Annotated in this window: 18 protein-coding genes and 3 tRNA genes; 7 read left to right on the forward strand and 14 right to left on the reverse strand. The window is 72.1% G+C overall.

Going from position 1 to position 23,577, the window contains the following annotated elements:
* The first annotated feature begins 179 nt into the window (after positions 1-179).
* Positions 180-1,661, forward strand: a complete 1,482-nt coding sequence (locus IF17_RS0111225; protein WP_030564718.1) for an acyl-CoA synthetase — start codon at positions 180-182, stop codon at positions 1,659-1,661.
* On the forward strand, positions 1,651-3,018 hold the full coding sequence (locus IF17_RS0111230; protein WP_030564721.1) for a carboxyl transferase domain-containing protein: 1,368 nt from the start codon (positions 1,651-1,653) through the stop codon (positions 3,016-3,018). The genes IF17_RS0111225 and IF17_RS0111230 overlap by 11 nt, the downstream gene beginning before the upstream one ends.
* An 18-nt stretch (positions 3,019-3,036) precedes the next feature.
* On the opposite strand, the gene IF17_RS0111235 is transcribed toward IF17_RS0111230, so the two are convergent.
* Positions 3,037-3,660, reverse strand: a complete 624-nt coding sequence (locus tag IF17_RS0111235; protein ID WP_030564722.1) for a TetR/AcrR family transcriptional regulator — start codon at positions 3,658-3,660, stop codon at positions 3,037-3,039.
* A gap of 118 nt (positions 3,661-3,778) precedes the next feature.
* On the opposite strand from IF17_RS0111235, the gene IF17_RS0111240 reads away from it, so the two are divergent.
* Positions 3,779-4,519: an SDR family NAD(P)-dependent oxidoreductase gene (locus tag IF17_RS0111240; protein ID WP_030564724.1), complete on the forward strand. Its 741-nt coding sequence runs from the start codon at positions 3,779-3,781 to the stop codon at positions 4,517-4,519.
* Between the two features lie 62 nt (positions 4,520-4,581).
* Here the strand turns inward: IF17_RS0111240 and IF17_RS0111245 are convergent, their stop codons facing one another.
* The 6 genes from IF17_RS0111245 to IF17_RS0111270 form a co-directional block, all read right to left on the reverse strand.
* Positions 4,582-5,424, reverse strand: coding sequence for an IS481 family transposase (locus IF17_RS0111245; RefSeq protein ID WP_244890453.1), 843 nt, complete (start codon positions 5,422-5,424; stop codon positions 4,582-4,584).
* 108 nt (positions 5,425-5,532) lie between these two features.
* Entirely contained in the window at positions 5,533-6,807 is a 1,275-nt protein-coding gene (locus IF17_RS0111250) for an MFS transporter (protein ID WP_030564728.1), read from the reverse strand.
* A gap of 55 nt (positions 6,808-6,862) precedes the next feature.
* The gene (locus IF17_RS0111255) at positions 6,863-8,461 is read right to left on the reverse strand and encodes a hypothetical protein (RefSeq protein WP_030564729.1); all 1,599 of its coding nucleotides are present in this window, start codon (positions 8,459-8,461) and stop codon (positions 6,863-6,865) included.
* 73 nt (positions 8,462-8,534) lie between these two features.
* A tRNA-Ile gene (locus IF17_RS0111260) sits at positions 8,535-8,608 on the reverse strand.
* A 234-nt stretch (positions 8,609-8,842) separates the two neighbouring features.
* Positions 8,843-8,915: transfer RNA gene (locus IF17_RS0111265), tRNA-Asn, on the reverse strand.
* A gap of 5 nt (positions 8,916-8,920) precedes the next feature.
* A tRNA-Asn gene (locus IF17_RS0111270) sits at positions 8,921-8,993 on the reverse strand.
* A gap of 182 nt (positions 8,994-9,175) precedes the next feature.
* On the opposite strand from IF17_RS0111270, the gene IF17_RS0111275 reads away from it, so the two are divergent.
* The 4 genes from IF17_RS0111275 (at position 9,176) to IF17_RS0111290 (ending at position 14,767) form a co-directional block, all read left to right on the forward strand.
* Positions 9,176-9,484 (forward strand): hypothetical protein, encoded by a 309-nt coding sequence (locus IF17_RS0111275; RefSeq protein ID WP_030564731.1) that lies wholly within the window; start codon positions 9,176-9,178, stop codon positions 9,482-9,484.
* A 60-nt stretch (positions 9,485-9,544) separates the two neighbouring features.
* Positions 9,545-10,990 (forward strand): FGGY family carbohydrate kinase, encoded by a 1,446-nt coding sequence (locus IF17_RS0111280; protein ID WP_030564733.1) that lies wholly within the window; start codon positions 9,545-9,547, stop codon positions 10,988-10,990.
* Positions 10,991-11,105: 115 nt separating this feature from the next.
* Positions 11,106-12,839, forward strand: a complete 1,734-nt coding sequence (locus tag IF17_RS0111285; RefSeq protein ID WP_030564735.1) for an ABC transporter ATP-binding protein — start codon at positions 11,106-11,108, stop codon at positions 12,837-12,839.
* Entirely contained in the window at positions 12,839-14,767 is a 1,929-nt protein-coding gene (locus tag IF17_RS0111290) for an ABC transporter ATP-binding protein (protein ID WP_030564737.1), read from the forward strand. The genes IF17_RS0111285 and IF17_RS0111290 overlap by 1 nt, the downstream gene beginning before the upstream one ends.
* A gap of 21 nt (positions 14,768-14,788) precedes the next feature.
* On the opposite strand, the gene IF17_RS0111295 is transcribed toward IF17_RS0111290, so the two are convergent.
* The 7 genes from IF17_RS0111295 to IF17_RS0111325 all read right to left on the reverse strand — a co-directional run bounded on the left by IF17_RS0111295 (position 14,789) and on the right by IF17_RS0111325 (position 23,537).
* A complete protein-coding gene (locus IF17_RS0111295; protein ID WP_030564739.1) occupies positions 14,789-15,904 on the reverse strand; it encodes an RNA polymerase sigma factor in 1,116 nt (371 codons plus the stop codon).
* A 160-nt stretch (positions 15,905-16,064) separates the two neighbouring features.
* Entirely contained in the window at positions 16,065-17,999 is a 1,935-nt protein-coding gene (gene dnaG / locus IF17_RS0111300) for a DNA primase (RefSeq protein ID WP_030564741.1), read from the reverse strand.
* 71 nt (positions 18,000-18,070) lie between these two features.
* A complete protein-coding gene (locus IF17_RS0111305; RefSeq protein WP_030564743.1) occupies positions 18,071-18,931 on the reverse strand; it encodes a class I SAM-dependent methyltransferase in 861 nt (286 codons plus the stop codon).
* A gap of 100 nt (positions 18,932-19,031) precedes the next feature.
* On the reverse strand, positions 19,032-19,640 hold the full coding sequence (locus IF17_RS0111310; RefSeq protein WP_030564745.1) for a helix-turn-helix domain-containing protein: 609 nt from the start codon (positions 19,638-19,640) through the stop codon (positions 19,032-19,034).
* Positions 19,641-19,715: 75 nt separating this feature from the next.
* Complete coding sequence (locus IF17_RS0111315; protein ID WP_030564747.1) at positions 19,716-20,975, reverse strand: NAD(P)/FAD-dependent oxidoreductase; 1,260 nt, start codon at positions 20,973-20,975, stop codon at positions 19,716-19,718.
* 136 nt (positions 20,976-21,111) lie between these two features.
* Entirely contained in the window at positions 21,112-22,491 is a 1,380-nt protein-coding gene (locus IF17_RS0111320; RefSeq protein ID WP_030564749.1) for a deoxyguanosinetriphosphate triphosphohydrolase, read from the reverse strand.
* A 53-nt stretch (positions 22,492-22,544) separates the two neighbouring features.
* Positions 22,545-23,537 carry a sirohydrochlorin chelatase gene (locus tag IF17_RS0111325; RefSeq protein WP_030564752.1) on the reverse strand — a complete coding sequence of 331 codons (993 nt, stop codon included), beginning with the start codon at positions 23,535-23,537 and terminating at the stop codon, positions 22,545-22,547.
* Between the last annotated feature and the right edge of the window lie 40 nt (positions 23,538-23,577).

Below are 23,577 nucleotides of genomic sequence, written 5' to 3' on the forward strand. Positions count from 1 at the left end.
TAATTTGTCAATGCTGTGTCGAAATTGCGGTTCGATGCTCCGTGCAGCCATGTGGCGGACGGGGCCGGCCCTCCGGAAGCCCGACCCGGGGCTTGTCGAAAGCCCGACCTGGGGTGACGCTGCCCTCATCGGTCTCCGGGTCCCGGCGAGTCCCGCGCCGACGCCCTAGGCTTCCCGGCGTGACCCTCCTTCTTCCTGCGCTCCAGTCCCCCACCGGCCCGGCAGCCTCCCGGGAGGCCGTCCGCTTCGGTGCCCTCTCCCTGACCTACGGCGAGCTGGCCGCCGCCTCCACCGCTCTCGCCGCCCGGATCGCGGACGCGGGCCGGGTCGCCGTCTGGGCCACCCCGACGGCGGAGACGGTGATCGCGGTGGTGGCGGCGCTGCGGGCCGGAGTGCCGGCCGTGCCGCTCAACCCCCGTACGGGCGAAGCCGAGTTGGCGCACATCCTGGCCGACAGCGAGCCCACCGCCGTGCTGGCGGGCCCGGACGACGCGCCGCCTCCGGCGCTGGAGAAGCTGCGGCGGGTGACGGTGGACGCGCGGGCGACGTCGTCCGAGGCTCCGGAGGGGTACGGACCGGGCGAGGCGGCCGACGAGGCCCCGGCCCTGATCGTCTACACCTCCGGCACCACCGGCCCGCCCAAGGGGGCCGTGCTGCCCCGCCGGGCCATCGCCGCGTCGCTGGACGCGCTGGAGGACGCCTGGGGGTGGACCGGCGACGACGTCCTGGTCCACGCGCTGCCGCTGTTCCACGTCCACGGGCTGATCCTGGGCGTGCTCGGCCCGTTGCGGCGGGGCGGCTCCCTGCGCCACCTGGGGAAGTTCTCCACGGAGGGGGTGGCCCGGGAGCTGGGGTCCGGGGGCACGATGCTGTTCGGCGTACCGACGATGTACCACCGGCTGGCCGAGGTGCTGGACGCGTCGGCGGGTGGCGCCGAACGGGGGGAGTTGGCCGGGGCGCTGGCCGGGGCACGGCTGCTGGTCTCCGGTTCGGCGGCGCTCCCCGTCCATGACCACGAGCGCATCGCGGCGGCGACCGGGCGGCGCGTGATCGAGCGGTACGGGATGACGGAGACCCTGATGAGCACGGGGATCCGGGCGGACGGCGTACCGCGCCCGGGGACGGTCGGCCCGCCGCTCGCCGGGGTGGAGCTGCGCCTGGTGGAGGAGGACGGCACAGTGCTGGAGGGGCCGGAGGCGATCGGCGAGATCCAGGTGCGCGGCCCGAACCTGTTCACCGGCTACCTGAACCGGCCCGACGCCACGGCCGCCGCGCACACGGCCGACGGCTGGTTCCGTACGGGCGACGTCGGCACGGTGGACGGGGACGGGTACGTCACGATCGTCGGGCGCAAGGCCACCGACCTGATCAAGAGCGGCGGCTACAAGATCGGCGCGGGCGAGATCGAGAACGTGCTCCTCGGCCACCCCGGCGTCCGGGAGGCGGCCGTGACCGGCGAGGCGGACCCGGACCTGGGCGAGCGGGTCGTGGCGTGGGTGGTCGCGGCCGACCCGGACTCTCCGCCCCGGGCCGAAGAGTTGGCGGACCATGTGGCGGGCCAGCTGGCCCCGCACAAGCGTCCGCGCACCGTGCACTTCCTGGACGCGCTGCCCCGTAACGACCTGGGGAAGATCATGAAGAGGTCGCTCCATGCCCGCTGACCCGTCCTCGCGCATGACGGCCCGGGAGGCGATCGCGCTGCTCACGGGTGGTGCGGGCTTCACCGAGCACCGCCCGCCGCCGCGCACCCTGCCGCCGGACGGCCCGCTCGGCTGGGCGGGGTACGACGCGGCGCGGGAACGTGCCTCGGCCCGGACCGGCGAGGAAGAGTCCGTGGTGTACGGCACCGGGGTCGTCGGAGACCGCGCGTGCGTGCTCCTCTCCTTCGAATTCGGCTTCCTGGGCGGCTCGTTGGGCCAGCTGACGGGCGACCGCCTGGAAGCCGCGTACGAACTCGCGCTGTCCCGGCGGCTCCCGCTGCTCGCGCTCGTCGCCACGGGCGGCAGCCGGATGCAGGAGGGCATGGTCGCGCTCACCCAGCTCCAACGCGTGGCGGCAGCCTCCACCCGGCTGCGGGCGGCGGGGCTCCCGCAGATCGCCGTGGTCCGCGACCCCACGACCGGCGGCGGCTGGGCCACGGTGGGGGCGGGCGCGGATGTGGTGCTGGCCCTGCCGGGCGCCCAGGTCGGGTTCGCCGGGTCCCGGGTAAGGCCGCCGGACGCGGATCCGTACGCGTACGGCGCCGAGGGCCAGTTCGCGGCGGGCCAGGTGGACGCGGTGGTCCCGGCCGGGGAGCTGCGGGGGACGGTGGGGCGGTGGCTGCGGGCGCTGGGACCGCGTGAGGCACACGAGGCACCCCCGTCCGCCGCCCCCCTCCCCCGCGCCCAGCCGTCCTCCCCCTCCGGGCTGCCGGCGAGCGGCCGGGAGGCGGTGGAGCGGGCCCGCGCCGCGCAACGCCCGCGCGCGGAGGCGTACTTGGCCGACTACTTCACCGTACGGCTCCCCCTCCACGGGGACAGGTGCGGCGGTACGGACCCCGGGCTGCTGACCGGCTTCGGGCTCCGGGCGGACGGGCAGCCGGTCGCGTACGTCGCCCAGTGCGGGACCCCGACCCGCCCGGCCGGGTACCGCGCGGCGGCCCGCACGATCCGGCTCGCGGACCGGCTCGGCGTCCCCGTCCTCACCCTGGTCGACACCCCGGGCGCCGCCAACGACGCCGAGGCGGAACGGGCGGGCGCGGGCGCGGCCATCGCGGACACCTTCGCGGCGATCGCGGCGGCCCGGGTCCCGGTGACGACGCTGGTGATCGGCGAGGGCGGCTCGGGTGGTGCGCTGGCCCTCGCGGCACCGGGCAACACCCATGTCACGGCGGACAGTTACTTCTCCGTCATCGCCCCCGAGCCGGCGGCGGCGATCCTCAAGCGCGCGCCGTCCGAGACGGGAGCCACCGCAGACCAGCTCCGCCTGCGCCCGCAGGACCTGGTGGAGCTGGGGATCGCCCGCTCGATCGTCACGTAAGGCAGGGCAGGAAGGCACTCACGGCTGTGGGGCCGCCGCCGTCCCCACCAGGGAGTCCCACAGGGCGACGGCGCGGTCCACGGTGGCGCCGAGGCGCTCCAGGGACACGCCGTCGCGCGCCTCGACGGAGAGTCCGTGCAGGATGGTCGCGTAGAAGGCGGCGACGGAGGGGACGTCAACATCCGGCCCCAACTCCCCTTCCCTGACGGCCCGTTCCAGCCGGGCTTCCAGCTCCGCGACCGCCGCCCTGCGGCACTCGGCCAGGTACCCGGCGACCTCCCGGTTCTGCTGGGAGCAGCTGGCGGCGGCGAGGACGATCATGCAGCCGGTGGGGGTGGCGGGGTCGGCGAACGTGTCGATGTTGCCGCGCAGCATGGCCTCGACGGCGCCCCGGGCCGTCGGCTCCTCCCGCAGGGCGCGGCCGGTCGCCGAGCCCGCGGTGGCGCCGTAGAGGGCCACGGCCTCACGGAACAACTCTTCCTTCGAGCCGAAGGCGTTGTAGAGGCTGGCGGAGTTGATGCCCATGGCGGCGGTCAGATCGGTGAGCTTGGTGCCCTCGTACCCGGACTCCCAGAACGCCTCCATGGCACCACGCAGCGCCGTGGCGCGGTCGAACGCGCGCGGCCGCCCTTTTTCGGCCATCTCCGCCTCCTCCTAGGGGGGTTGCCTCGCACCCACCCCACCTGTTTAGTATTTCTGGATCGTCCAACCTAAAAATAGCTCAACGTGGCAGCGGAAGGAACGACATGGAAGGAACGACATGCCTCGATTAGCGGGCAAGGTGGCGCTGGTGACCGGGGGGAGCCGCGGGATAGGCGCCGCGATCACCCTCCGGCTGGCCGAGGAGGGCGCCGATGTGGCGCTGACCTATGTGAGCGCGGCCGACCGGGCGAAGGAGGTCGTGGCGGCGGTCGAGGCGTCGGGGCGCAGAGGCCTGGCCATCCGGGCCGACAGCGCGGACCCGGAGGCCGTCGTGCGCTCGGTCGCGGAGGCGGCGGGCGCGTTCGGGCGGCTCGACATCCTGGTGAACAACGCCGGGATCTTCCCGTACGGCCCGGTCGAGGACGTGACCCTGGCCGAGATCGACCGCACGCTCGCCGTCCATGTGCGGGCGGTCTTCCTCGCCACCCAGGCCGCCGTTCCCCACATGGGACACGGCGGGCGCGTCATCAGCATCGGGAGCTGCTGGGCCACCCGCGTCCCCGTGCCGAACGTGACGCTGTACGCGATGAGCAAGTCGGCGCTGATCGGCTTCACCAAGGGCCTGGCGCACGACCTGGCGCCCAAGGGGATCACGGCGAACATCGTGGACCCCGGTCCCACGGTCACCGACATGAACCCGGAGGGTACGGACGAGGCCGAGGAGGAGCGCCTGCGGACGGCCGCGAAGGTTCTGGGGGCCGGGGCGGACACCGCGAACGCCGTGGCCTTCCTGGCGGGCCCGGACGCGCAGTGGATCACCGGCACGTCGCTGGCGGTGGACGGCGGATACACGGCCTGACGGCGTCGCGTCCCGGCGTCCCGGCGGGCGCGAAGGCCGAGGCCTAGGGCGTGTCCGGCGGATCAGGGCCGGATAGGCCGCGGCGTCTGGTGCGGTGCATCGCAAGGCGCTGGAACGTCCTCATCGCGGAGCGATTCGGGCGTGGTCTGTGGCCGGTAAGCGCGGGTGAGCTTGCCGGTCGCGCCGAGGTCGGCCAGGGCGGCTTTCCAGGCCAGGCCCTTGCGGTAGGCCCAGGCGTTGTCCGTGAGCACGCGTTCGATGCGCGGGATGCCGTGTGCGCGGAAGAAGGCGGCCGCGCGGGTGAGGAAGCCTGCGCAGGTCGTGACCTTCTCGTCGGGGTGGATCTCGCTGTAAGCGAGGCGGGAGTGGTCGTCGACGGCGGAGTGGACGTAATCAAAGCCGACGTTGCTGCGGGTGGCCCGGCCGGCCTGGCGGCCCAGGGCCCGGTGGCCACCGCCGTCGGGAATCCGGCCGAGCTTCTTCACATCGATGTGGATCAGTTCTCCGGGGCGGTCGCGTTCGTAGCGGCGGATCACGGTCCCGGTCGGGCGGTCGAGCCAGGAGAGCCGGTTCAGCCGGTGACGGGTCAGAACGCGGTGCACGGTCGAGGTGGGCAGTCCCAGGGCCGGGCCGATCCGGGCCGGTCCGAGCTTGCGGTCGGTCCGCAGCCTGCAGATACGTGCCTCGATCTCCGCCGGGGTCCGGTGCGGTGTGCGCAGGGGCCTGCTGGAGCGGTCGGCGAGGCCTGCCTCGCCCTCGGTCCGCCAGCGGCGCAGCCACTTATGGGCCGTTGCTCGTGAGATGCCCATCTCGGCCGCGACATGCGCGACCGGCCGGCCGGAGCAGACACGTTCGACCAGCAGATTCCTCCCGAAAACGGTCAGCCGGGCATTACCGTGGGACATGAAGGCCTCCGTGCGGTGAAGATTCGACACCTCCACCACAAACGGAGGCCTTCGCCATGATCAAGCCCGGCCCGTGTCAACAACGCTCGTGATCAATACACCTAGGTCCTACGGCTGCGGGTCCCGGGCGTCGTAGCGGGCGAAACCGCGCCACTTCAGGGCGAGCAGAGAGACGGCGACGACACACGCGACACCTCCGCCGACGACGGCCACGGCGGGCGAGGCGAGGTCGGCGACCGAACCGGCCAGGAAGTCGCCGAGCCGGGGCCCGCCCGCGACGACGACGATGAACACGCCCTGGAGCCGGCCGCGCATCTCGTCGGGGACGGCCGCCTGGAGCATGGTGTTGCGGAAGACCATGGAGACGGTGTCGGCGCACCCGGCGAGCGCCAGGAAGAGCAGCCCGAGCCAGAGGTGCCGGGTGAGCCCGAAGACGGCGATGGCGGCGCCCCAGCTGCCGACGGCCAGCAGGACGGCGAGGCCGTGCAGCCGTACACGGCCGAGCCAGCCGGAGAACACCCCGCCGAGGAGCGCCCCGAGCGCGGGGGCGGCGACGAGCATGCCGGTGGTCCGGGCGTCACCTCCGTACCAGACGATGGCGACGACCGGGAAGAGCGCCCGGGGGTGGGCGAGGACCATGGCGCACAGGTCGGTCAGGAAGGTCATCCGGAGGTTGGGCCGGCCTCCCAGGAACCGCAGCCCGTCCAGTACGGAGGCCCGTTTGCGCGCCCCGCTGCCCTCCCGGTCCTCCCGGTCGGGCAGCATCGAGGGCAGCCGCCACATCGCGTAGAGGGAGGCGGTGAAGGTGAGGGCGTCGACGGTGTACGCGGCGCGGTACCCCCACCAGCCGACGATCAGCCCGCCCAGCATCGGCCCGATGAGCGCGCCGGTCGTGCTGGTCATGGAGCTCAACGCGTTGGCGGCGGGGAGCTGTTCAGGCGGTAGCAGCCGGGCGACCATCGAGGAGCGGGCGGGGGCGTTGAGCGCGAAGCAGACGGCCTGGAGGGCGACGATCGCGTACAGCAGGCCGACGTTCTGGATGCCCGCGAAGGTGGCGGCCATCAGGACGAGGGCCAGGGAGAACGACCCCGCCGCGCTGAACAGCCCGAGCTTGCGCCGGTCGACGGTGTCGGCGACGGCACCGCCGTAGAGCCCGAACACCACGAGCGGCACGAGCGAACAGAACCCGATGAGTCCCACGGAGAACGCGGAGCCGGTGATGTCGTACACCTGGAGCGACACGGCGAGGGCCGTCATGCCCTGCCCGATCCAGGACACGGTGTTGCCGAACCAGAGCCGCCGGTAGTCGGGCGAGGACCGCAGCGGGGTGAGGTCGGCGAATATCCGCGTGCGGTGTACAGGTGGTTCGCTGGTTTCGGTCACAGGGGATGGTAGCCACGGCCTGTTGCGGCGGGTCCGACGGGCTCCGGGGCGCGGGTCACCCTCCGTCGCGACAGTCTCGGTCCTTCGCCGCGGCGGGCCGCGTCAGCGTCACATCCTCCAGCCGCACGCTCATGGCCCTGCCCTGGTCGGACCCGCTTCCCTGCCGGGACGGGGCCCAGAGCCAGACGCGCTCGCCGGAGGCGCCGAAGGTGACGACGGGGCGATCGGTGACGAGCGGCCCGTTGTAGACCGGGATCTCCGGCCCCTTCGGCTCCACGCACATCAGAGTGCCCCGCAGTCCGTAATACCCGGGCGGCGTCCGGCCCTCGCGCACCGCGCCCACGGCATCCCCCCATGCGGATCCGGCGGAGAGCACTCCGAAGAGGAGTGCGGTGACGATGTACTGCAACGCGGACAGCCAAAGGAGGAAGGTCGGGGACGACTCACCGGGTATCCGGCCCCAATGGAGGTGACGGGCCCATCCGGCCACGCCGACGAAGAACAAGGCAAAGCCCGCCGCTACGGCCATCGGCTTCAGCGCCGCGTACATCATCGAGTACGTCGTCACGGGCACCGATTCCACCGGGATCCCGAACCCCATGGTCAGGTAGACCGTGTAGAGCAGCCGGCCGAACCAGGGCAGGAGCAGCAGCAGGGGTGCCAGGAGCGCGGGCACCAGCCAGTTGGCGTGCCGGCTGAACCACGAGGGCACCAGCGACCGGTAGACGCCGTACCCGACGGCCAGGGCCAGGAGCCCGAACAGAGGCATGATCACCGCCCTCAGCACGATGGTGCCGCCGGTCTCGTCCGTGACGGCGAGCAGCTGATGGCCGGCGTAGACCAGCACCGCACCCACCGCGGCGCTGCCGAGCAGAGCGAGCGGCCATGGGCGGCGCGGGGGTGTTGCGGCGATGAGTGCCGCACTTGCCACCGCCGCGCCTGCCACGGGCACGAGGCCCAGCCACCGCCAAGGTGTGTCGAGCGCCTGGATGAGCCCGCCGACGGCCAGACAGACCAGCATGCTCAGGAGGACTCCGACCACGGTGAGCGCCAACGACCAGAGGCCACCAGGCGTCTCGGGGTCGAGCCACGGATCGGGCGGGACCGCGTCGCCCGGCAGGTCGGGTGGACCGGTCAGCTCCTCCCGCTCGGGATCGAAGGGCCGTCCACCCAGCCGGCTCGCTCCCAGCTCGTTCAGGGCACGCGCCCGGTCGGGCGGACCGGGCAGGGACAGCGCACGCTGATCGTGCGAACCGTCGATCTGCCGTACGAGGCGGAGCAGCCGCCGGGCCGCGAAGGTCCCCTGGTCCGGCGGACGCAGGCGGGTCCGGTAGAGCGTCCGGCGCTCCCTCGGGTGCTCCAGCAGGACCGACTGCCGCACCCGGAGCGGTGCCTTGGCCCGGGAGGCCAGCGACTCCACCCTCCGCACCGCGGCCTGGCGCGCTCCTCTGCGCGCACCCCGCAGTCGTACCTCGACGATCCTCCCGGTACGGGGAAAGGCTATGGAGGCCCGCTCCTCGACGGTCGCCTCCCGCACGGGCCACCCCTGGGCCGTGAGCAACTCCTCGACCAGTGCGGTCTCGTCCGGTTGGTTGGGAACCTCGATGAGGAGGCGGACGCGTCGGTTGAAGGAATGACCCGGTTCTTGGTCCATGAAGGGATTCTGCCGGGCAGCCCCTTGAAACACCGATCCCCAGGTCAGAACGATTCTGCCTGGGGTCACTCGGTGGGGCGGGTGGGACTCGAACCCACGGCCGACGGATTATGAGTCCGCTGCTCTAACCGGCTGAGCTACCGCCCCGTCTCGGCGTGGCGCGTACAAGTGTGCGCACCGTCTGCCGCAGCATAGCCGGTCATACGATCTCTCGCTTCGGATGGTCGACTTCGCCTGATCTTGAGGACGGCGCTGTGTGCTGCCCGGTTGCAGGGGAGATCAAGAAGACCCGAAAGAGTCGTTCCGGGGTCCTTCGGGGGTCCCGGAGCGGCATCGGCCGGGCACGCGAAAGAGGACCCCGAAGGGTCCTCTTCCGTTCCGCTCCCCCGACTGGACTCGAACCAGTAACCCTCCGGTTAACAGCCGAATGCTCTGCCAATTGAGCTACAGGGGATCGCGCTCCCCCGACTGGACTCGAACCAGTAACCTGCCGGTTAACAGCCGGCTGCTCTGCCAATTGAGCTACAGGGGATTGCTGCGTTGCTTCGAAATCGTACCTGCCTGGCGGCTGCCGGGCGGCGCGCGTTCGCTGCGACACATACATTAGCGCAAGCAGGGGGGTGCTCCGCCAATCGGTATCGCCCGGGGTGATCTCGGGTGCTCGCGGGTAGGCGGGCTGCACACGTCGTACCAAGCGTAGGAAGGGTGGCAGCCATGCGGTACCGGCTCACGTTCATCGCCGGAGTGGCCCTCGGTTACGTGCTCGGCACGCGAGCCGGGCGCGAGCGTTACGAGCAGTTGAAGAAGTCGGCCCGGCAGTTCACGGAGAACCCCGCCGTGCGCAACGCCGCCGAGAGTGCCGCGCACAGCGGCCGGGACATCGCCGGGAAGGCGTACCACTCGGTCAGCGACAAGGTCGGGGACAAGGTGCCCGCCTCCGTCGCCGAGCGCGTCCGGTCGCTGAAGGAGCGCAGCAGCCAGAACGGCGGCGCCGAGGACGACTGGGGGACGACCAACACCTAGGAAGCCCGTCGCACAAGGCGGCTGTTACGGGAAAGTCCCGCGGTGCGGCAGAATCTCCCTATGGGCATAGTCGCGGGGCTGGACAGTTCTTCCGCCTTCACTCACATCGTCGTCTGCGACACGGACTCGGGCGCCGTGCTCCGGGAGGGGTATGCCGCCCACCCGGTCGAGGCCAAGGCCTCCGAGGTCGATCCGCAGGCCTGGCTGCTCTCCCTCGGTGAGGCGGCCTCCGGCGGGCTGCTCGAAGGAGTGCAGGCCATCGGTGTCTCCGCCCAGCAGCACGGGCTCGTCCCGCTGGACCGGCAGGGCAACCTCGTGCGTCCCGCGCTGCTCGGCAACGACCGGCGGGCGCAGGTCGCCGCGGCCGATCTCGTCGACGCGCTCGGGGGCCGGCAGGCCTGGGCCGAGGCGGTCGGGGCCGTACCTCAGGCCTCGCAGCCCGTGGCGAAGCTGCGGTGGCTGGCGCGGACCGAGCCGGAGAACGCCCAGCGGGTCGCCGCCGTGATGCAGCCGCACGACTGGCTCGTGTGGCAGTTGCTGGGGCGGCCCGCCCGGCGGACCACGGACCGGGGCGCCGCATCGGGGACCGGTTACTGGTCGGCCGGGTCCGCCGCCTACCGGCCCGATCTGGTGGAGCTCGCGCTCGGCCACCCCGCCGCCCTGCCCGAGGTGCTCGGCCCCGCCGACTCCGCCGGGACCACGCCCGAGGGGCTCCTGATCTCCGCGGGGACCGGCGAGACCATGGCCGCGGCCTTCGGGCTCGGGGTCGCCGTCGGCGACGCGGTGGTGTCGCTGGGGGCCTCCGGCTCCGTCATGGCGGTGCACCACGAGGCGCTCGCCGACCCGCACGGCATGATCACCTCCTTCGCCGACGCCACCGGGATGCATCTGCCGGTGGTGCATGTGTCCAATGCCGTACGCGCGTTGCGCGGGACCACCGAGATGCTCGGCCTGGACGGGCTGGAGGAGTTGTCGGCGCTGGCCCTGAAGTCCACGCCGGGCGCCTCCGGGCTCGTACTGCTGCCGTACCTGGAGGGCGAGCGCACCCCGCAGCTCCCGCACACCGCCGGCACCCTCAGCGGGCTGCGGCGTGAGTCGATGAGGCCGGAGCACCTGGCGCGGGCCGCGTTCGAGGGGATGCTCTGCTCACTGGCCGACGCCCTGGACGTCCTGCGCGGGCGGGGGGTGGAGGTGCGGCGCGTCTTCCTGCTGGGTGCGGCCGCCGAGCTGCCCGCCGTACAGGCGCTGGCCCCGGCGGTGTTCGGCACGCAGGTCGTCGTACCGCAGCCCGCCCAGTACGCGGCGCTCGGCGCGGCCCGGCAGGCGGCGTGGGCGCTCGGGGTCTCGCAGGGCACCCTCGACCCGCGCACTCCCCCGGCCTGGCAGGGCGCCTCCGCCCAGGTGCTGGAGCCGGGCGAGGAGCTCGCGGTCGGGCGGGCGGTGCGTCAGCAGTACGGGGCGACGCGGGATCAGATCCATCCCGGCGCCTTCGGTGGCGGCCAGTAGGAGGACGGGACCCGCCCCAGCCTTGACCGGAGTTTGGGGAAAAGGGTTCGCCCTGGAGTACGGCGTACGCGAAACTTGGTCGGCCTCTGCCCTTCGCCGACTCCGAGAGACACGCGTGCTCATAAAACTCCTGCGGGCCCACCTGAGCCCGTACAAGAAACCCATCGCGCTGCTGGTCCTCCTCCAGCTGCTCCAGACCTGCGCGACCCTGTATCTGCCCAGCCTGAACGCGGACATCATTGACAACGGTGTCGTCCGGGGCGATACCGGCTACATCCTGGAGTTCGGCGGTCTCATGATCGCCGTCAGCGTTCTCCAGGTGCTCTGCAATGTGGGGGCCGTCTTCTACGGGGCCCGCACCGCGTCGGCGCTGGGCCGGGACGTGCGGGGAGCCGTCTTCGACCGGGTGCAGTCGTTCTCGGCCCGGGAGCTGGGGCGCTTCGGGGCACCCTCGCTGATCACCCGGACCACCAATGACGTCCAGCAGGTCCAGATGCTGGTGCTGATGGCGTTCACGCTGATGGTGTCGGCGCCGATCATGTGTGTCGGCGGCATCATCATGGCGCTCGGGCAGGACGTCCCGCTCTCGGCCGTGCTGCTGGCGGTGGTGCCGGTGCTCGGGATCTCGGTGAGCATCATCGTGGTGAAGATGCGGCCGCTGTTCCGGACGATGCAGGAGCGGCTGGACACCGTGAACCGGGTGCTGCGCGAGCAGATCACCGGTAACCGGGTGATCCGCGCGTTCGTCCGTGACGGTTACGAGGAGAAGCGGTTCCGGGGGGCCAACACCGAGCTGACCGATGTGTCGGTGGCGACCGGGCGGCTGATGGCGCTGATGTTCCCGACCGTGATGACGGTGGTCAACCTGTCGTCCGTCGCGGTGGTGTGGTTCGGCGCGCACCGCATCGACAGCGGCGGGATGCAGATCGGTGCGCTGACCGCGTTCCTCGCCTATCTGATGCAGATCGTGATGGCCGTGATGATGGCCACCTTCATGTTCATGATGGTGCCGCGCGCCGAGGTGTGCGCCGAGCGCATCGAGGAGGTGCTCGGTACGGAGTCGAGCGTCGTGCCGCCCACCGCGCCCGTCACCGAGCTGCGCCGGCATGGGCATCTCGAGGTGCGGGGCGCGGAGTTCCGGTACCCGGGTGCCGAGGAGCCGGTGCTGCGGGCCGTGGATCTGGTGGCGAGCCCCGGGGAGACCACCGCGATCATCGGGTCGACCGGCAGCGGGAAGTCCACGCTGCTCGGTCTCGTACCCCGGCTGTTCGATGTGACGGACGGCGAGGTGCTGGTCGACGGCGAGGACGTGCGGACGCTCGATCCGGTGCTGCTGGCGAAGACGGTGAGCCTGGTGCCGCAGAAGCCGTACCTCTTCTCGGGGACGGTCGCGACGAACCTGCGGTACGGGAATCCCGACGCGAGTGACGAGGAGCTGTGGCACGCGCTGGAGGTGGCGCAGGCCAAGGGGTTCGTGGAGGGGCTCGAGCACGGGCTCGACGCGCCGATCGCGCAGGGCGGCACCAATGTGTCGGGCGGTCAGCGGCAGCGGCTCGCCATCGCCCGGACGCTGGTGCAGCGGCCGGAGATCTATCTCTTCGACGACTCGTTCTCGGCGCTGGACTACGCGACCGACGCCGCGCTGCGGGCGGCGCTGGCGCGCGAGACGGCCGGGGCGACCGTGGTGATCGTGGCGCAGCGCGTCTCCACCATCCGCGACGCCGACCGGATCCTGGTGCTGGACGAGGGGCGGGTCGTGGGCAGCGGCAGCCATCACGAGTTGATGGACGGCAATGAAACGTACCGGGAGATCGTGCTCTCCCAGCTGACGGAAGCGGAGGCCGCGTAATGGCCGGTCCGGGCGGACGGATGATGGCCGGGGGCGCGCCCACCGAGCGATCGATGGATTTCAAGGGGTCGAGCAAGCGGCTGCTGAGACGGTTCGGCCTGGAGAAGGCCTCGCTCTGGCTGATGCTGGGCGCGGTGACGGCCAGCGTGGCGCTGTCGGTGGCCGGGCCGAAGATCCTCGGGAAGGCGACCGACCTGATCTTCGCCGGGGTGGTCGGCCGGCAGATGCAGGCGGGCACGACGAAGGCGGAGGCGATCGAGGGGCTGCGCGCGGAGGGCAGCGGATCGATGGCCGACATGCTCTCGGGGGTGGACTTCACCCCGGGGCAGGGCATCGACTTCGGTGCGGTGGGCGGTGTTCTGCTGGCGGTGCTGGTGATCTACATCGCCGCCGGGGCGCTGATGCTGGTCGCCACGCGGCTGTCGATCCGGGTGATCAACCGGATCGTCTTCCAGCTGCGGGAGGACCTCCAGACGAAGCTCGCGCGGCTGCCGCTGTCGTACTTCGACCGGGCCAAGCGCGGTGAGGTGCTGAGCCGGGCGACCAACGACATCGACAACATCTCGCAGACGCTCCAGCAGACGATGGGGCAGCTCATCAACTCCCTGCTGACCATCGTCGGCGTACTGATCATGATGGTCTGGATCTCGCCGCTGCTGGCCCTGGTGGCGCTGGTGACGATCCCGCTGTCGGTGGTCGTGGCGACGCAGGTCGGCAAGCGGTCGCAGCCGCAGTTCGTGCAGCAGTGGCGGGTGACGGGGAAGCTCAACGCCCATATCGAGGAGATGTACACCGGGCACACCCTGGTGAAGGTCTTCGGGCGGCAGGAGGAGTCCGCGCGGGACTTCGCGGAGCAGAACGACGCGCTGTACGAGGCCGGGTTCAAGGCGCAGTTCGCCAGCGGGCTGATGCAGCCGCTGATGTTCTTCATCTCGAACATCAACTATGTGCTGGTGGCCGTCGTCGGTGGTCTGCGGGTCGCGTCGGGCACGCTGTCGATCGGTGACGTGCAGGCGTTCATCCAGTATTCGCGGCAGTTCTCGATGCCGCTGACGCAGGTCGCCTCGATGGCCAACCTGGTGCAGTCCGGCATCGCGTCGGCCGAGCGGGTCTTCGAGCTGCTGGACGCGGAGGAGCAGGGTCCGGACCCGGAGCGCGGTGAGCTTCCGAAGGAGCTGACCGGGCGGGTCTCGCTGGAGAAGGTCTCCTTCCGTTACGAGGCGGAGAAGCCGCTCATCGAGGATCTGTCGCTGAGCGTGGAGCCGGGGCAGACGGTCGCGATCGTCGGTCCGACAGGCGCGGGCAAGACCACGCTGGTCAATCTGCTGATGCGGTTCTACGAGGTGACCGGCGGGCGGATAGCGCTCGACGGGGTCGATGTGGCGACGATGTCCCGGGACGATCTGCGGTCGCGGATCGGCATGGTGCTCCAGGACACCTGGCTGTTCGGCGGGTCGATAGCCGAGAACATCGCGTACGGCGCTGCGCGCGAGGTCAGCCGGGAAGAGATCGAGGAGGCGGCCCGGGCGGCGCACGCCGATCGCTTCATCCGGACGCTGCCCGACGGGTACGACTCGGTGATCGACGACGAGGGTTCCGGGGTCAGCGCGGGCGAGAAGCAGCTGATCACCATCGCCCGGGCGTTCCTCTCCGACCCGGTGATCCTGGTCCTGGACGAGGCGACCAGCTCGGTGGACACCCGGACCGAGGTGCTGATCCAGAAGGCGATGGCGCGCCTGGCCCACGGGCGTACGTCGTTCGTGATCGCGCACCGGCTCTCCACGATCCGGGACGCGGACGTGATCCTGGTGATGGAGAGCGGGTCGATCGTGGAACAGGGCACGCATGACGAGCTGTTGGCGGCGGGCGGGGCCTATGCCCGGTTGTACGCCGCGCAGTTCGCGGAGGCGCTGGCGGAGGTGGACTGAGGCCGGGGTGCCTAGCCGGGATCAGTCGAGGTAGCCGCGGAGTTGGTCGGCGAAGGCGTGGTCCCGCAGCCTGCTGAGGGTTTTGGACTCGATCTGGCGTATGCGTTCGCGCGTCACGCCGAAGATCCGTCCTATCTCCTCCAGGGTGCGGGGCCGCCCGTCGTCCAGGCCGTAGCGGAGCTGAACGACCTTGCGTTCGCGCTCGCCGAGGGTGGAGAGGACCGCCTCCAGGTGTTCGCGCAGGAGGAGGAAGGCAGCGGACTCGACGGGTGAGGCGGCGTCGCCGTCCTCGATGAGGTCGCCGAAGGAGACGTCGTCCTCCTCGCCGACGGGGGCGTGCAGGGAGACCGGCTCCTGGGCCAGGCGCAGGACTTCGGTGACCCGCTCCGGGGTCAGGTCGAGCTGGGCGGCGACCTCTTCGGCGGTCGGCTCGTACCCGCGCTCCTGGAGCATCCGGCGCTGGACGCGGACCACGCGGTTGATCAGCTCCACGACATGGACGGGGACGCGGATCGTACGGGCCTGGTCGGCCAGGGCGCGGGACATGGCCTGGCGGATCCACCAGGTCGCGTACGTGGAGAACTTGTAGCCCCGGGCGTAGTCGAACTTCTCCACCGCCCGGATCAGGCCGAGGTTCCCCTCCTGGACCAGGTCGAGCATGGTCAGGCCCCGGCCCACGTACCGCTTGGCGACGGAGACGACCAGGCGGAGGTTGGCCTCGATGAGCCGGCGCTTGGCAGTGCGGCCCATGACCACGAGCCGGTCCAGGTCGCCGGCGAGCCGGGAGTCCAGGTCCGGGGTGTTGGCGAGGCGCTCCTCGGCGAAGAGCCCGGCCTCCACGCGGCGGGCCAGCTCGACCTCGTCGGCGGCGGTGAGCAGCGGGATGCGGCCGATCTCGCGGAGGTACTGCCGGAAGAGATCGGAGGTGGGGCCGCCGCTGTCCGTCCGGCTCCGCGCCTCGCGGGGTTCGGGGGCGTGCTCCGCTTCCTCCATGACGGCCTCGGGTGCGCTCGCTCGCGGGTGGGCCGCGGTCTCCGGGAGATCCTCCGGACGGCTCTCCGGGTGGTGGACGGCCCGGTTCTGCACGGGAATCGCCGACATGTGCTCGGTCGTGGTCGACACGGTCCGGGTCTGCACGGGGGCGACCTCCAGGTGATCGCTGCCGGATGACTCTGGCAGCCCCAGTGTGGGGCACGGCACAGGGTTGCCACGAGGGGCGTGCGGGGACTTTTTGATTCCGGTCGGTCACCGGCCGGTTACTGCTCCCGAGGTCCGTCCCGGAGGGACCGGTACGCGCTCAGAGGGCGTCGGCGCCCTTCGCCCGCAAGGACTGGGCGTACTGCTGGAGCACCCAGACCTCGTTCTGCGCGGCCGCCAGGTCGTCGGGGGCCACGTTGCTGCCGAGGCGGGCGAGGCTGCCCTGCACCTCGTTGATCCGGCGGTCGACGGCGCGCAGCCGGACGTGGACGAGCTGCATACCGGCGTACGTCTCGTCGATCGTCCGGCCCATGAAGACCTCGACGGCCAGCTCGGTGACGAGGGAGCGGACGGTGTTGTTGGGGGCCGCGTCCATCACGGCGACCAGATACTCGCGGTTGTCGCCGAGGCCCCGCTCGGCGCCGCCCGCCTCCGCGATGCACTGGCGCACCGCCGCGTAGGGCGGGGCGGTGAACTCGTCCGCGCCGTACGCGTCGAAGGCCGGGGAGACCAGGGCGGGCTTCTGGAGGGCGAGCTTGAGGAGCTCGCGCTCGGTGCGGTGGGCGGGGCTGCGGAGGTTGAGCGCGGGGCCGGAGGGGGCGGCGGGGGTCTGGACGGGCTGCTGGGGGGTGCCGCCGCGCCGGTCCTGGGGGCCGCCCGGTCCGCGGCCGCCGCGTGGGTCGCCCCGCCCGTCGCCGCCCTTGTCACGGGCCCAGCGGGCGAGCTGGGCGACGCGGCGGACCACGAACTCCTGGTCCAGGATGCCGACGAATCCGGCGAGCTGGACCGCCACCTCACGCTGCACACTGCTGGTCTTGATCTTGGCGACCACAGCCGCGGCCTCGTCGAGCGCGGCCGCCCGGCCCGCCGGGGTCTCCAGGTCGTACCGGCCGACGATCTGGCGCAGCGCGAACTCGAAGAGCGGGGTGCGCGGCTCGACCAGGTCGCGTACGGCGTCGTCGCCCTTGGCGAGCCGCAGGTCGCACGGGTCCATGCCGTCCGGGGCGATGGCGATGTACGTCTCGGCGGCGAACTTCTGGTCGTCCTCGAAGGCGCGCAGCGCGGCCTTCTGACCGGCCGAGTCGCCGTCGAAGGTGAAGATCACGCGGGCGCTGCCGTTGTCCATCAGGAGGCGGCGCAGGATCTTGATGTGGTCGTTGCCGAAGGCGGTGCCACAGGTGGCGATGGCGGTGGTGACCCCGGCGAGATGGCAGGCCATGACGTCGGTGTACCCCTCGACGACGACGGCCCGGCTGGCCTTGGCGATGTCCTTCTTGGCCAGGTCGATGCCGTACAGCACCTGGGACTTCTTGTAGATCGGGGTCTCGGGGGTGTTCAGGTACTTCGGGCCGTTGTCGTCGTCGCGGAGCTTGCGGGCGCCGAAGCCGACGATCTCCCCGGCGGTGTCGCTGATCGGCCACATCAGCCGGCCGCGGAAGCGGTCGATGGGGCCGCGGCGGCCGTCCTGGGAGAGGCCGGAGGTGATCAGCTCCTTGTCGCTGAAGCCCTTGCCGCGCAGATAGCGGGTGAGGTGGTCCCAGCCGGCCGGGCTGTAGCCGACGCGGAAGTGGGTCGCGGCGTCCTGGTCGAAGCCGCGCTCGGCGAGGAACTTCCGGCCGATCTCGGCCTCGGGGCTCTCCAGCGCGCGGACGTAGAAGTCGGCGGCGGCCTGGTGGGCCTCGATCAGCCGGATGCGTTCGCCGCGCTGGTGGGAGGGGTTGTAGCCGCCCTCCTCGTACCGCAGGGTGATGCCCGCCTTGGCGGCGAGGCGCTCGACCGTCTCCGAGAAGGAGAGGTGGTCGATCTTCATCACGAACGCGATGGTGTCGCCGCCCTCCTGGCAGCCGAAGCAATGGAACAGGCCCTTGCCGGGACTGACCTGGAAGGAGGGGGACTTCTCGTCGTGGAAGGGGCAGAGTCCCTTGAGGTTTCCGCCGCCCGCGCTGCGCAGCTGGAGGTATTCGGACACGACGGAGTCGATCGGGACCGCGTCCCGTACCGCCTTCACGTCGTCGTCGTTGATCCTGCCAGCCACGGATGAAGTCTACGGGTGGGCGACGACAACCCCGACGCCCGCAGGGCTCCGCCCTAGGCCGAAGCGCGCGGTCAGCCGGTCCGGCGGGCGGCCCAGACAGTGCGTTCGGTGCGTACGGCGAGGTCGTCGCGGCGCAGGAGCGAGTTGGGGCCCTCGGTGTCGAGCAGCCGGTCGAGCGCGGCCAGGTCCTCGAGCACGAGCGTCCCGGCCACGCTGTGGCGCAGGCGGCGGAGGCTGCCGAGGGCGTAGGCGCCGACGGCCTCGCTGCGGGAGCCGTCGGTGGTGCCGATGTCCACGGTGATGCTGCGCTCGTCCTCGACGGTGAATCCGGCCCCGGTCAGCTTCGGGCCCCAGTCGGCACCGCGGTGCGGCACGTGTTCGGCGTGGAAGCGGTCGCTCGCCTCGTGGCAGCGCTCCTCCAGGCCGGGGCGGTCCTCGGGGGCGGTCCCGGGCAGGAAGCGGGGGAAGCCGGACAGCTCCACCACGGCGAAGAGTCCGCCGGGGACGAGCAGGTCGTGGACGGCCTTCAGAGCCCGGTCGGGGTCGGCCATGTGGTGCATCGAGGCCGACGCCCACACCAGGTCCGGGGAGCCGAGGTCGGGCCAGTCGGCGGCGTCGAGGTCGGCCTGAACGGTCCGTACGCGCCCCTCCGCACCCCGGGCGCACGCCTTCTCGCGCAGGCGCTGGAGGTGGGCGGCCGAGGTGTCGACGGCGGTGATGTGCGCCTCGGGGAAGCGGTCGAGGAGGGCGAAGGTGCCCGTTCCCGTACCGCAGCCCAGGTCGACGATCCGGCGGGGCGGCGCCTGGACGGGGAGCCATCCGGTGAGGGCGGTGAGGTGTTCGGCGAGGACCTGGGCGTCCAGGTCGAGGATCTCGGCTTCGCCGTGGTGGTCGTGGTCGTGGGTGTGGGTGTGGGTGTGTGCGTGGGTCATGCGGCCACCGTAGGACGGGTATGCCTCAGCAGCACGGTCCCTCCCGGTATTGGCAAGAAGGTGGCCACCTGCTGTGCCGGGCGCGCAACGACTTGCGCCGTCATGTCGTGTGCGACAGGTCCGGTGCGCAGTCGTTCCCGGTGCGCCGGGTGTCGCGCAGGTGGCCTCGGCGGGCGTCGCGGTCGAAGATGCCGAGGATCTCGCACGGGCCGCCCTCGGCGCCGATCGCGTGCGGCAGCATCGTCGGGAACTCGGCGGCCTGGTTGGTCTCCACCCGGAAGCGGCGGTGGCCCAGCATGAGGACCGCGGTGCCGGAGAGGACGACCAGCCACTCCCGGCCGGGGTGCGCGCGCATCCGGGCCGGGTTGTCCGGCGGCGGCTCGGTCATCCGCTGCCGTACGACGGTCATACCGGGGTCGCCTTTGACTGCCCAGCGCATCAGCCCGTGGGCGCCGTCGATCATCGGGCTGGTGATGACGTCGTCGGAGGCGGTCTCCACCAGCTGGTCGAGGGTGGTGTCCAGGGCGCGGGCGAGCGTGACGAGCTGGTCCAGGGCGAGGCGGCGCTGCCCGTTCTCGATGCGGCTGAGCGAGGACTGGCTGAGGTTGGCCCGGCCGGCCAGCTCCTCCAGCGACCAGCCCTGCGCCACCCGCAGGGCGCGGATGCGTTTGCGTACGAGGCTGTCCAGCTCATCGGTGCCGTGCTCCATGCGCAACACCGTATGCCCATGGAGCAGCGGATCACCCGGATCGCCCCGGGTGATCCGCTGCTCTCCGGCAGGTCGTCAGAGCAGGGAGGACAGCTCCACCGACGGGTCGGCCAGCGCCTCCGGGTCGTGCTGCTGACCGGCCCGGATCAGCTCCTGGATCGTCTCCGTCACGTCCCACACGTTGACGTTCATCCCGGCCAGGACGCGGCGGTCCTTGAGCCAGAACGCGATGAACTCCCGCTTCCCCGCGTCGCCCCGGATGATCACCTCGTCGTAGGAGCCGGGCGGCGCCCAACCGGAGTATTCGAGGCCCAGGTCGTACTGGTCGGAGAAGAAGTACGGCACCCGGTCGTACGTCACGTCCTGGCCGAGCATGGAGCGGGCGGCGGCCGGTCCGCTGTTGAGGGCGTTGGCCCAGTGCTCGACGCGCAGCCGGACGCCGAGCAGCGGGTGGGCGACGGCGGCGACGTCCCCGGCGGCGTAGATGTGCGGGTCGGAGGTGCGCAGCGCGGCGTCCACGGCGATGCCGCCGCCGTGCGCCCGGTCGGCCATCTCCAGGCCCGCGGCCTCGGCGAGGGCGGAGCGGGGGGCGGCGCCGATCGCGGCGAGCACGTCGTGGGCGGGGTGCTCCTCGCCGTCGTCGGTGCGGGCGGCCAGCACCATGCCGTCCTGGCCGACGATCTCGGTGAGGCGGGCGCCGAAGTGGAAGCGGACGCCGTGCGAGCTGTGCAGCTCGGTGAAGATCTGGCCCAGCTCGGGGCCGATGACCTGGTGCAGCGGGGTGGGCTCCGACTCGACGACGGTGACCTCCGCCCCGTACCCCCGGGCGGCGGCGGCGACCTCCAGGCCGATCCAGCCGCCCCCGGCGATCACCAGGTGGCCGTTGTCGCGGCCGAGGGCGGCCAGCACGTTGCGCAGCCGGTCGGCGTGGGCGAGGCGGCGCAGGTGGTGGACGCCCGCCAGGTCGGTGCCGGGGACGTCGAGGCGGCGGGGTTCGGAGCCGGTGGCGAGCAGCAGCTTGTCGTAGTGGATGACGGTGTTGTCGCCGAGCTGCACGGTCTTCGCGTACCGGTCGAGGACCGTGACGGGCTGGCCGAGGTGGAGTTCGACGTCGGCGCCCGCGTACCAGGGGCGCTCGTGGACGAAGACGCTGTCGCGTTCCTCCTTGCCGCCGAGGTAGCCCTTGGAGAGCGGCGGCCGCTCATAGGGGTGGTCGCGCTCGTCCCCGATGAGGATCACCCGGCCGGTGAACCCTTCCGCGCGGAGTGTTTCGGCCGCCTTCGCCCCTGCGAGTCCCGCTCCGACGATGACGAATGTCCGATGTGCGTCGACCACTTGATGCCTCCTCAGTGCTGTGCTGCGCGGCGCCTCCGGCTGCGAGCGTCCCGCACGCAGCGTGATGGCGAAAGAGGGTGTGCCCCGGACAGGTCACACCCAGTGGTCATTTCTCCGGTCTTCTCCAGTCTGCCCCTCAGCCGCGGCGCGCGGTGAGCGCGGCGTGCAGGGATCGTGCGGAGGCGTCGGTGAGCGCCGCGATCTGGTCGACCAGGACGCGCTTACGGGTGTGGTCGTCGGGCGCCTGGTCGAACAGGGCCCGGAAGTGCGGCTCCAGGCCTTCGGGGGCGCGGGCGGTGAGCGCGGCGGCCAGTTCGGCGATGACGATGCGCTGGTCGGCGCGGAGTGTCTCCTGCTCGGTGCGCTGCATCACGTAACGGTCGGCGACCGCCTTGAGGACCGCGCACTCGTTGCGGACGGTGCGCGGAACGACGAGCTCCGCCCCGTACCGGGTGAGGCGACCGGGGCCGTAGAGCTCGCGGGTGGCGGTCTCGGCCTCGGTGCAGAACCGTCCGATGAGCTGGCTGGTGGCGTCCTTCAGGCGGGCCTGGGCCACGGCGGAGCCGTCGTACCCGTGCGGCCACCACTCCTGGTCGATCAGCCGGTCCAGCGCCTCGGCCAGCTCCTGCGGGTCGGTGTCCACGGGGACGTACCGGCCGATGGCGACGGCGAAGATCTCCTCGCGCTCCGGCTCGGCGTAGAGGCAGTTGGGGTCGATGTGCCCGGCGTGCAGCCCGTCCTCGAAGTCGTGCACGGAGTACGCCACGTCGTCGGACCAGTCCATCACCTGGGCCTCGAAGCAGGTGCGGCCCTCGGGTGCGCCCTTCCGCGCCCACTCGAAGACCGGCAGGTCGTCCGCGTACACGCCGAACTTCACCGAGTGCGGGTCGGTGGGGTGCGCGCCGCGCGGCCAGGGGTACTTGGTGGCGGCGTCCAGGGCGGCCCGGGTCAGGTTGAGGCCGACGCTGACCAGCTCGCCGGTGCGCGGGTCGTGGACGAACCGCTTGGGCTCCAGGCGGGTCAGCAGCCGGAGCGACTGGGCGTTGCCCTCGAAGCCGCCGCAGTCGGAGGCGAAGTCGTTGAGCGCCTGTTCGCCGTTGTGGCCGAACGGCGGGTGGCCCATGTCGTGGGAGAGACAGGCCGTCTCCACGAGGTCCGGGTCGCAGCCGAGGACCGCCCCCAGCTCGCGGCCGACCTGCGCGCACTCCAGGGAGTGGGTGAGCCGGGTGCGGGGGCTGGCGTCCCAGACGAGAGAACGGGTGCCGGGCGTGACCACCTGGGTCTTCCCGGCGAGCCGGCGCAGCGCGGCGGAGTGCAGCACCCGGGCGCGGTCGCGCTGGAAGGCGGTGCGGCCGGGGCGCTTGTCCTGCTCGGTGTCGAAGCGCTCGGTGTCGGCGGGCCCGTAACTGCTCCCGGTGCCCCGCTCACTGTGTGCGGCTGGTGTGCCTGATGTGGCTGGTGTACCTGATGTGCCGTGTGTCTGATCTGCCCCGCGTGCGCCCTGTGTGCCGTCCATGGTCCCGACAGTAGCGACCGGGACGGACAACGTGTCGTGAGCGGGCCGGGGAGTCAGGCGGAAGCGAGCAAGCTCACCATCTCGGAGGGCGCGGTGGCGGACAGTGCCTGGTCGTAGCGGTGGAGGAGGAGGCGGGCCATCGCCGGGTGGGCGCCGAGCGGAACGGCGGCGGTGCGGGGTGCGGCGCTCGCGGCGGCGCTCGCGAAGCGGCCGGGCGCGGTGAAGTACGAGGCGACGAAGGTACGGTGCCGGCCCCGGGCGGCCAGTGCGCGCAGCGCGGCGGGGACGGTGGGGGTGGCGGCGGAGGCGTACGCCGGGACGACGGGCACCCCGCCGAGCCGCTCGGCGAGCATCCGGGCCGTACGCCGGGTGTCCTGGGCGGAGTCGGGGTCGCGGGACCCGGCGGCGGCGAGGACCACGGCGGCGCGGCGGCCCCCCTCGTCGGCGGGGTCCCAGCCCGCCTCCACGAGCCGCCCGTACAGCGCCTCCACCAGCAGGGGGTGCGGCCCGAGGGGGGCGGCGATCCGGGTGCGTACGGAGGGGGCGGCGGCCGCGGCGGCGGGCAGGTCGTGCTTGACGTGGTGGCCGCGCCCCAGGAGCAGCGGTACGAGGACGGCGTCGGCGCCGCGCAGGCCGTCCAGGGTGTCCGGGAGGAGCGGCTGGTTCAGCTCGATGTGGCCGAGCCGGACGTCGAGGCCGGGGCGCAGGTCGCGGACCCGGTCCAGGAGCGCGAGGGCGGTCCGCAGGGCTTGCGGGTCGCGGCTGCCGTGGGCGACGACGAGGAGGGTGGGCGGGGCGGCCTCGGCGGGGGAAGGCCGGGGCGCGGCGGGGAGCCTGGGGGTGTCGGAGGGCCGGGTGCGGTGCATGGGCCTGCGGGTTCCGTTCCGGGAGACGAGGCTGAGCTGGGTGGCGAGCTGGGCGGTGACACGGGTGAGGAGCTGCGCGGTGCTGTCGAGCGGCACGGTGGAGCGGCCGCCGCTGTCCGTGTCGGTGGCGGTGGGCGGAAGCGGTGACCGGCGAGGCTGCTGCGTGGACGGCTCCGTCATGGACCGATGGTGCCGGGCGGAGGTTGCCGGGCCGTTGCGC

Source organism: Streptomyces cyaneofuscatus (genome assembly GCF_000718135.1).
Taxonomy (GTDB): Bacteria; Actinomycetota; Actinomycetes; order Streptomycetales; family Streptomycetaceae; genus Streptomyces; species Streptomyces cyaneofuscatus.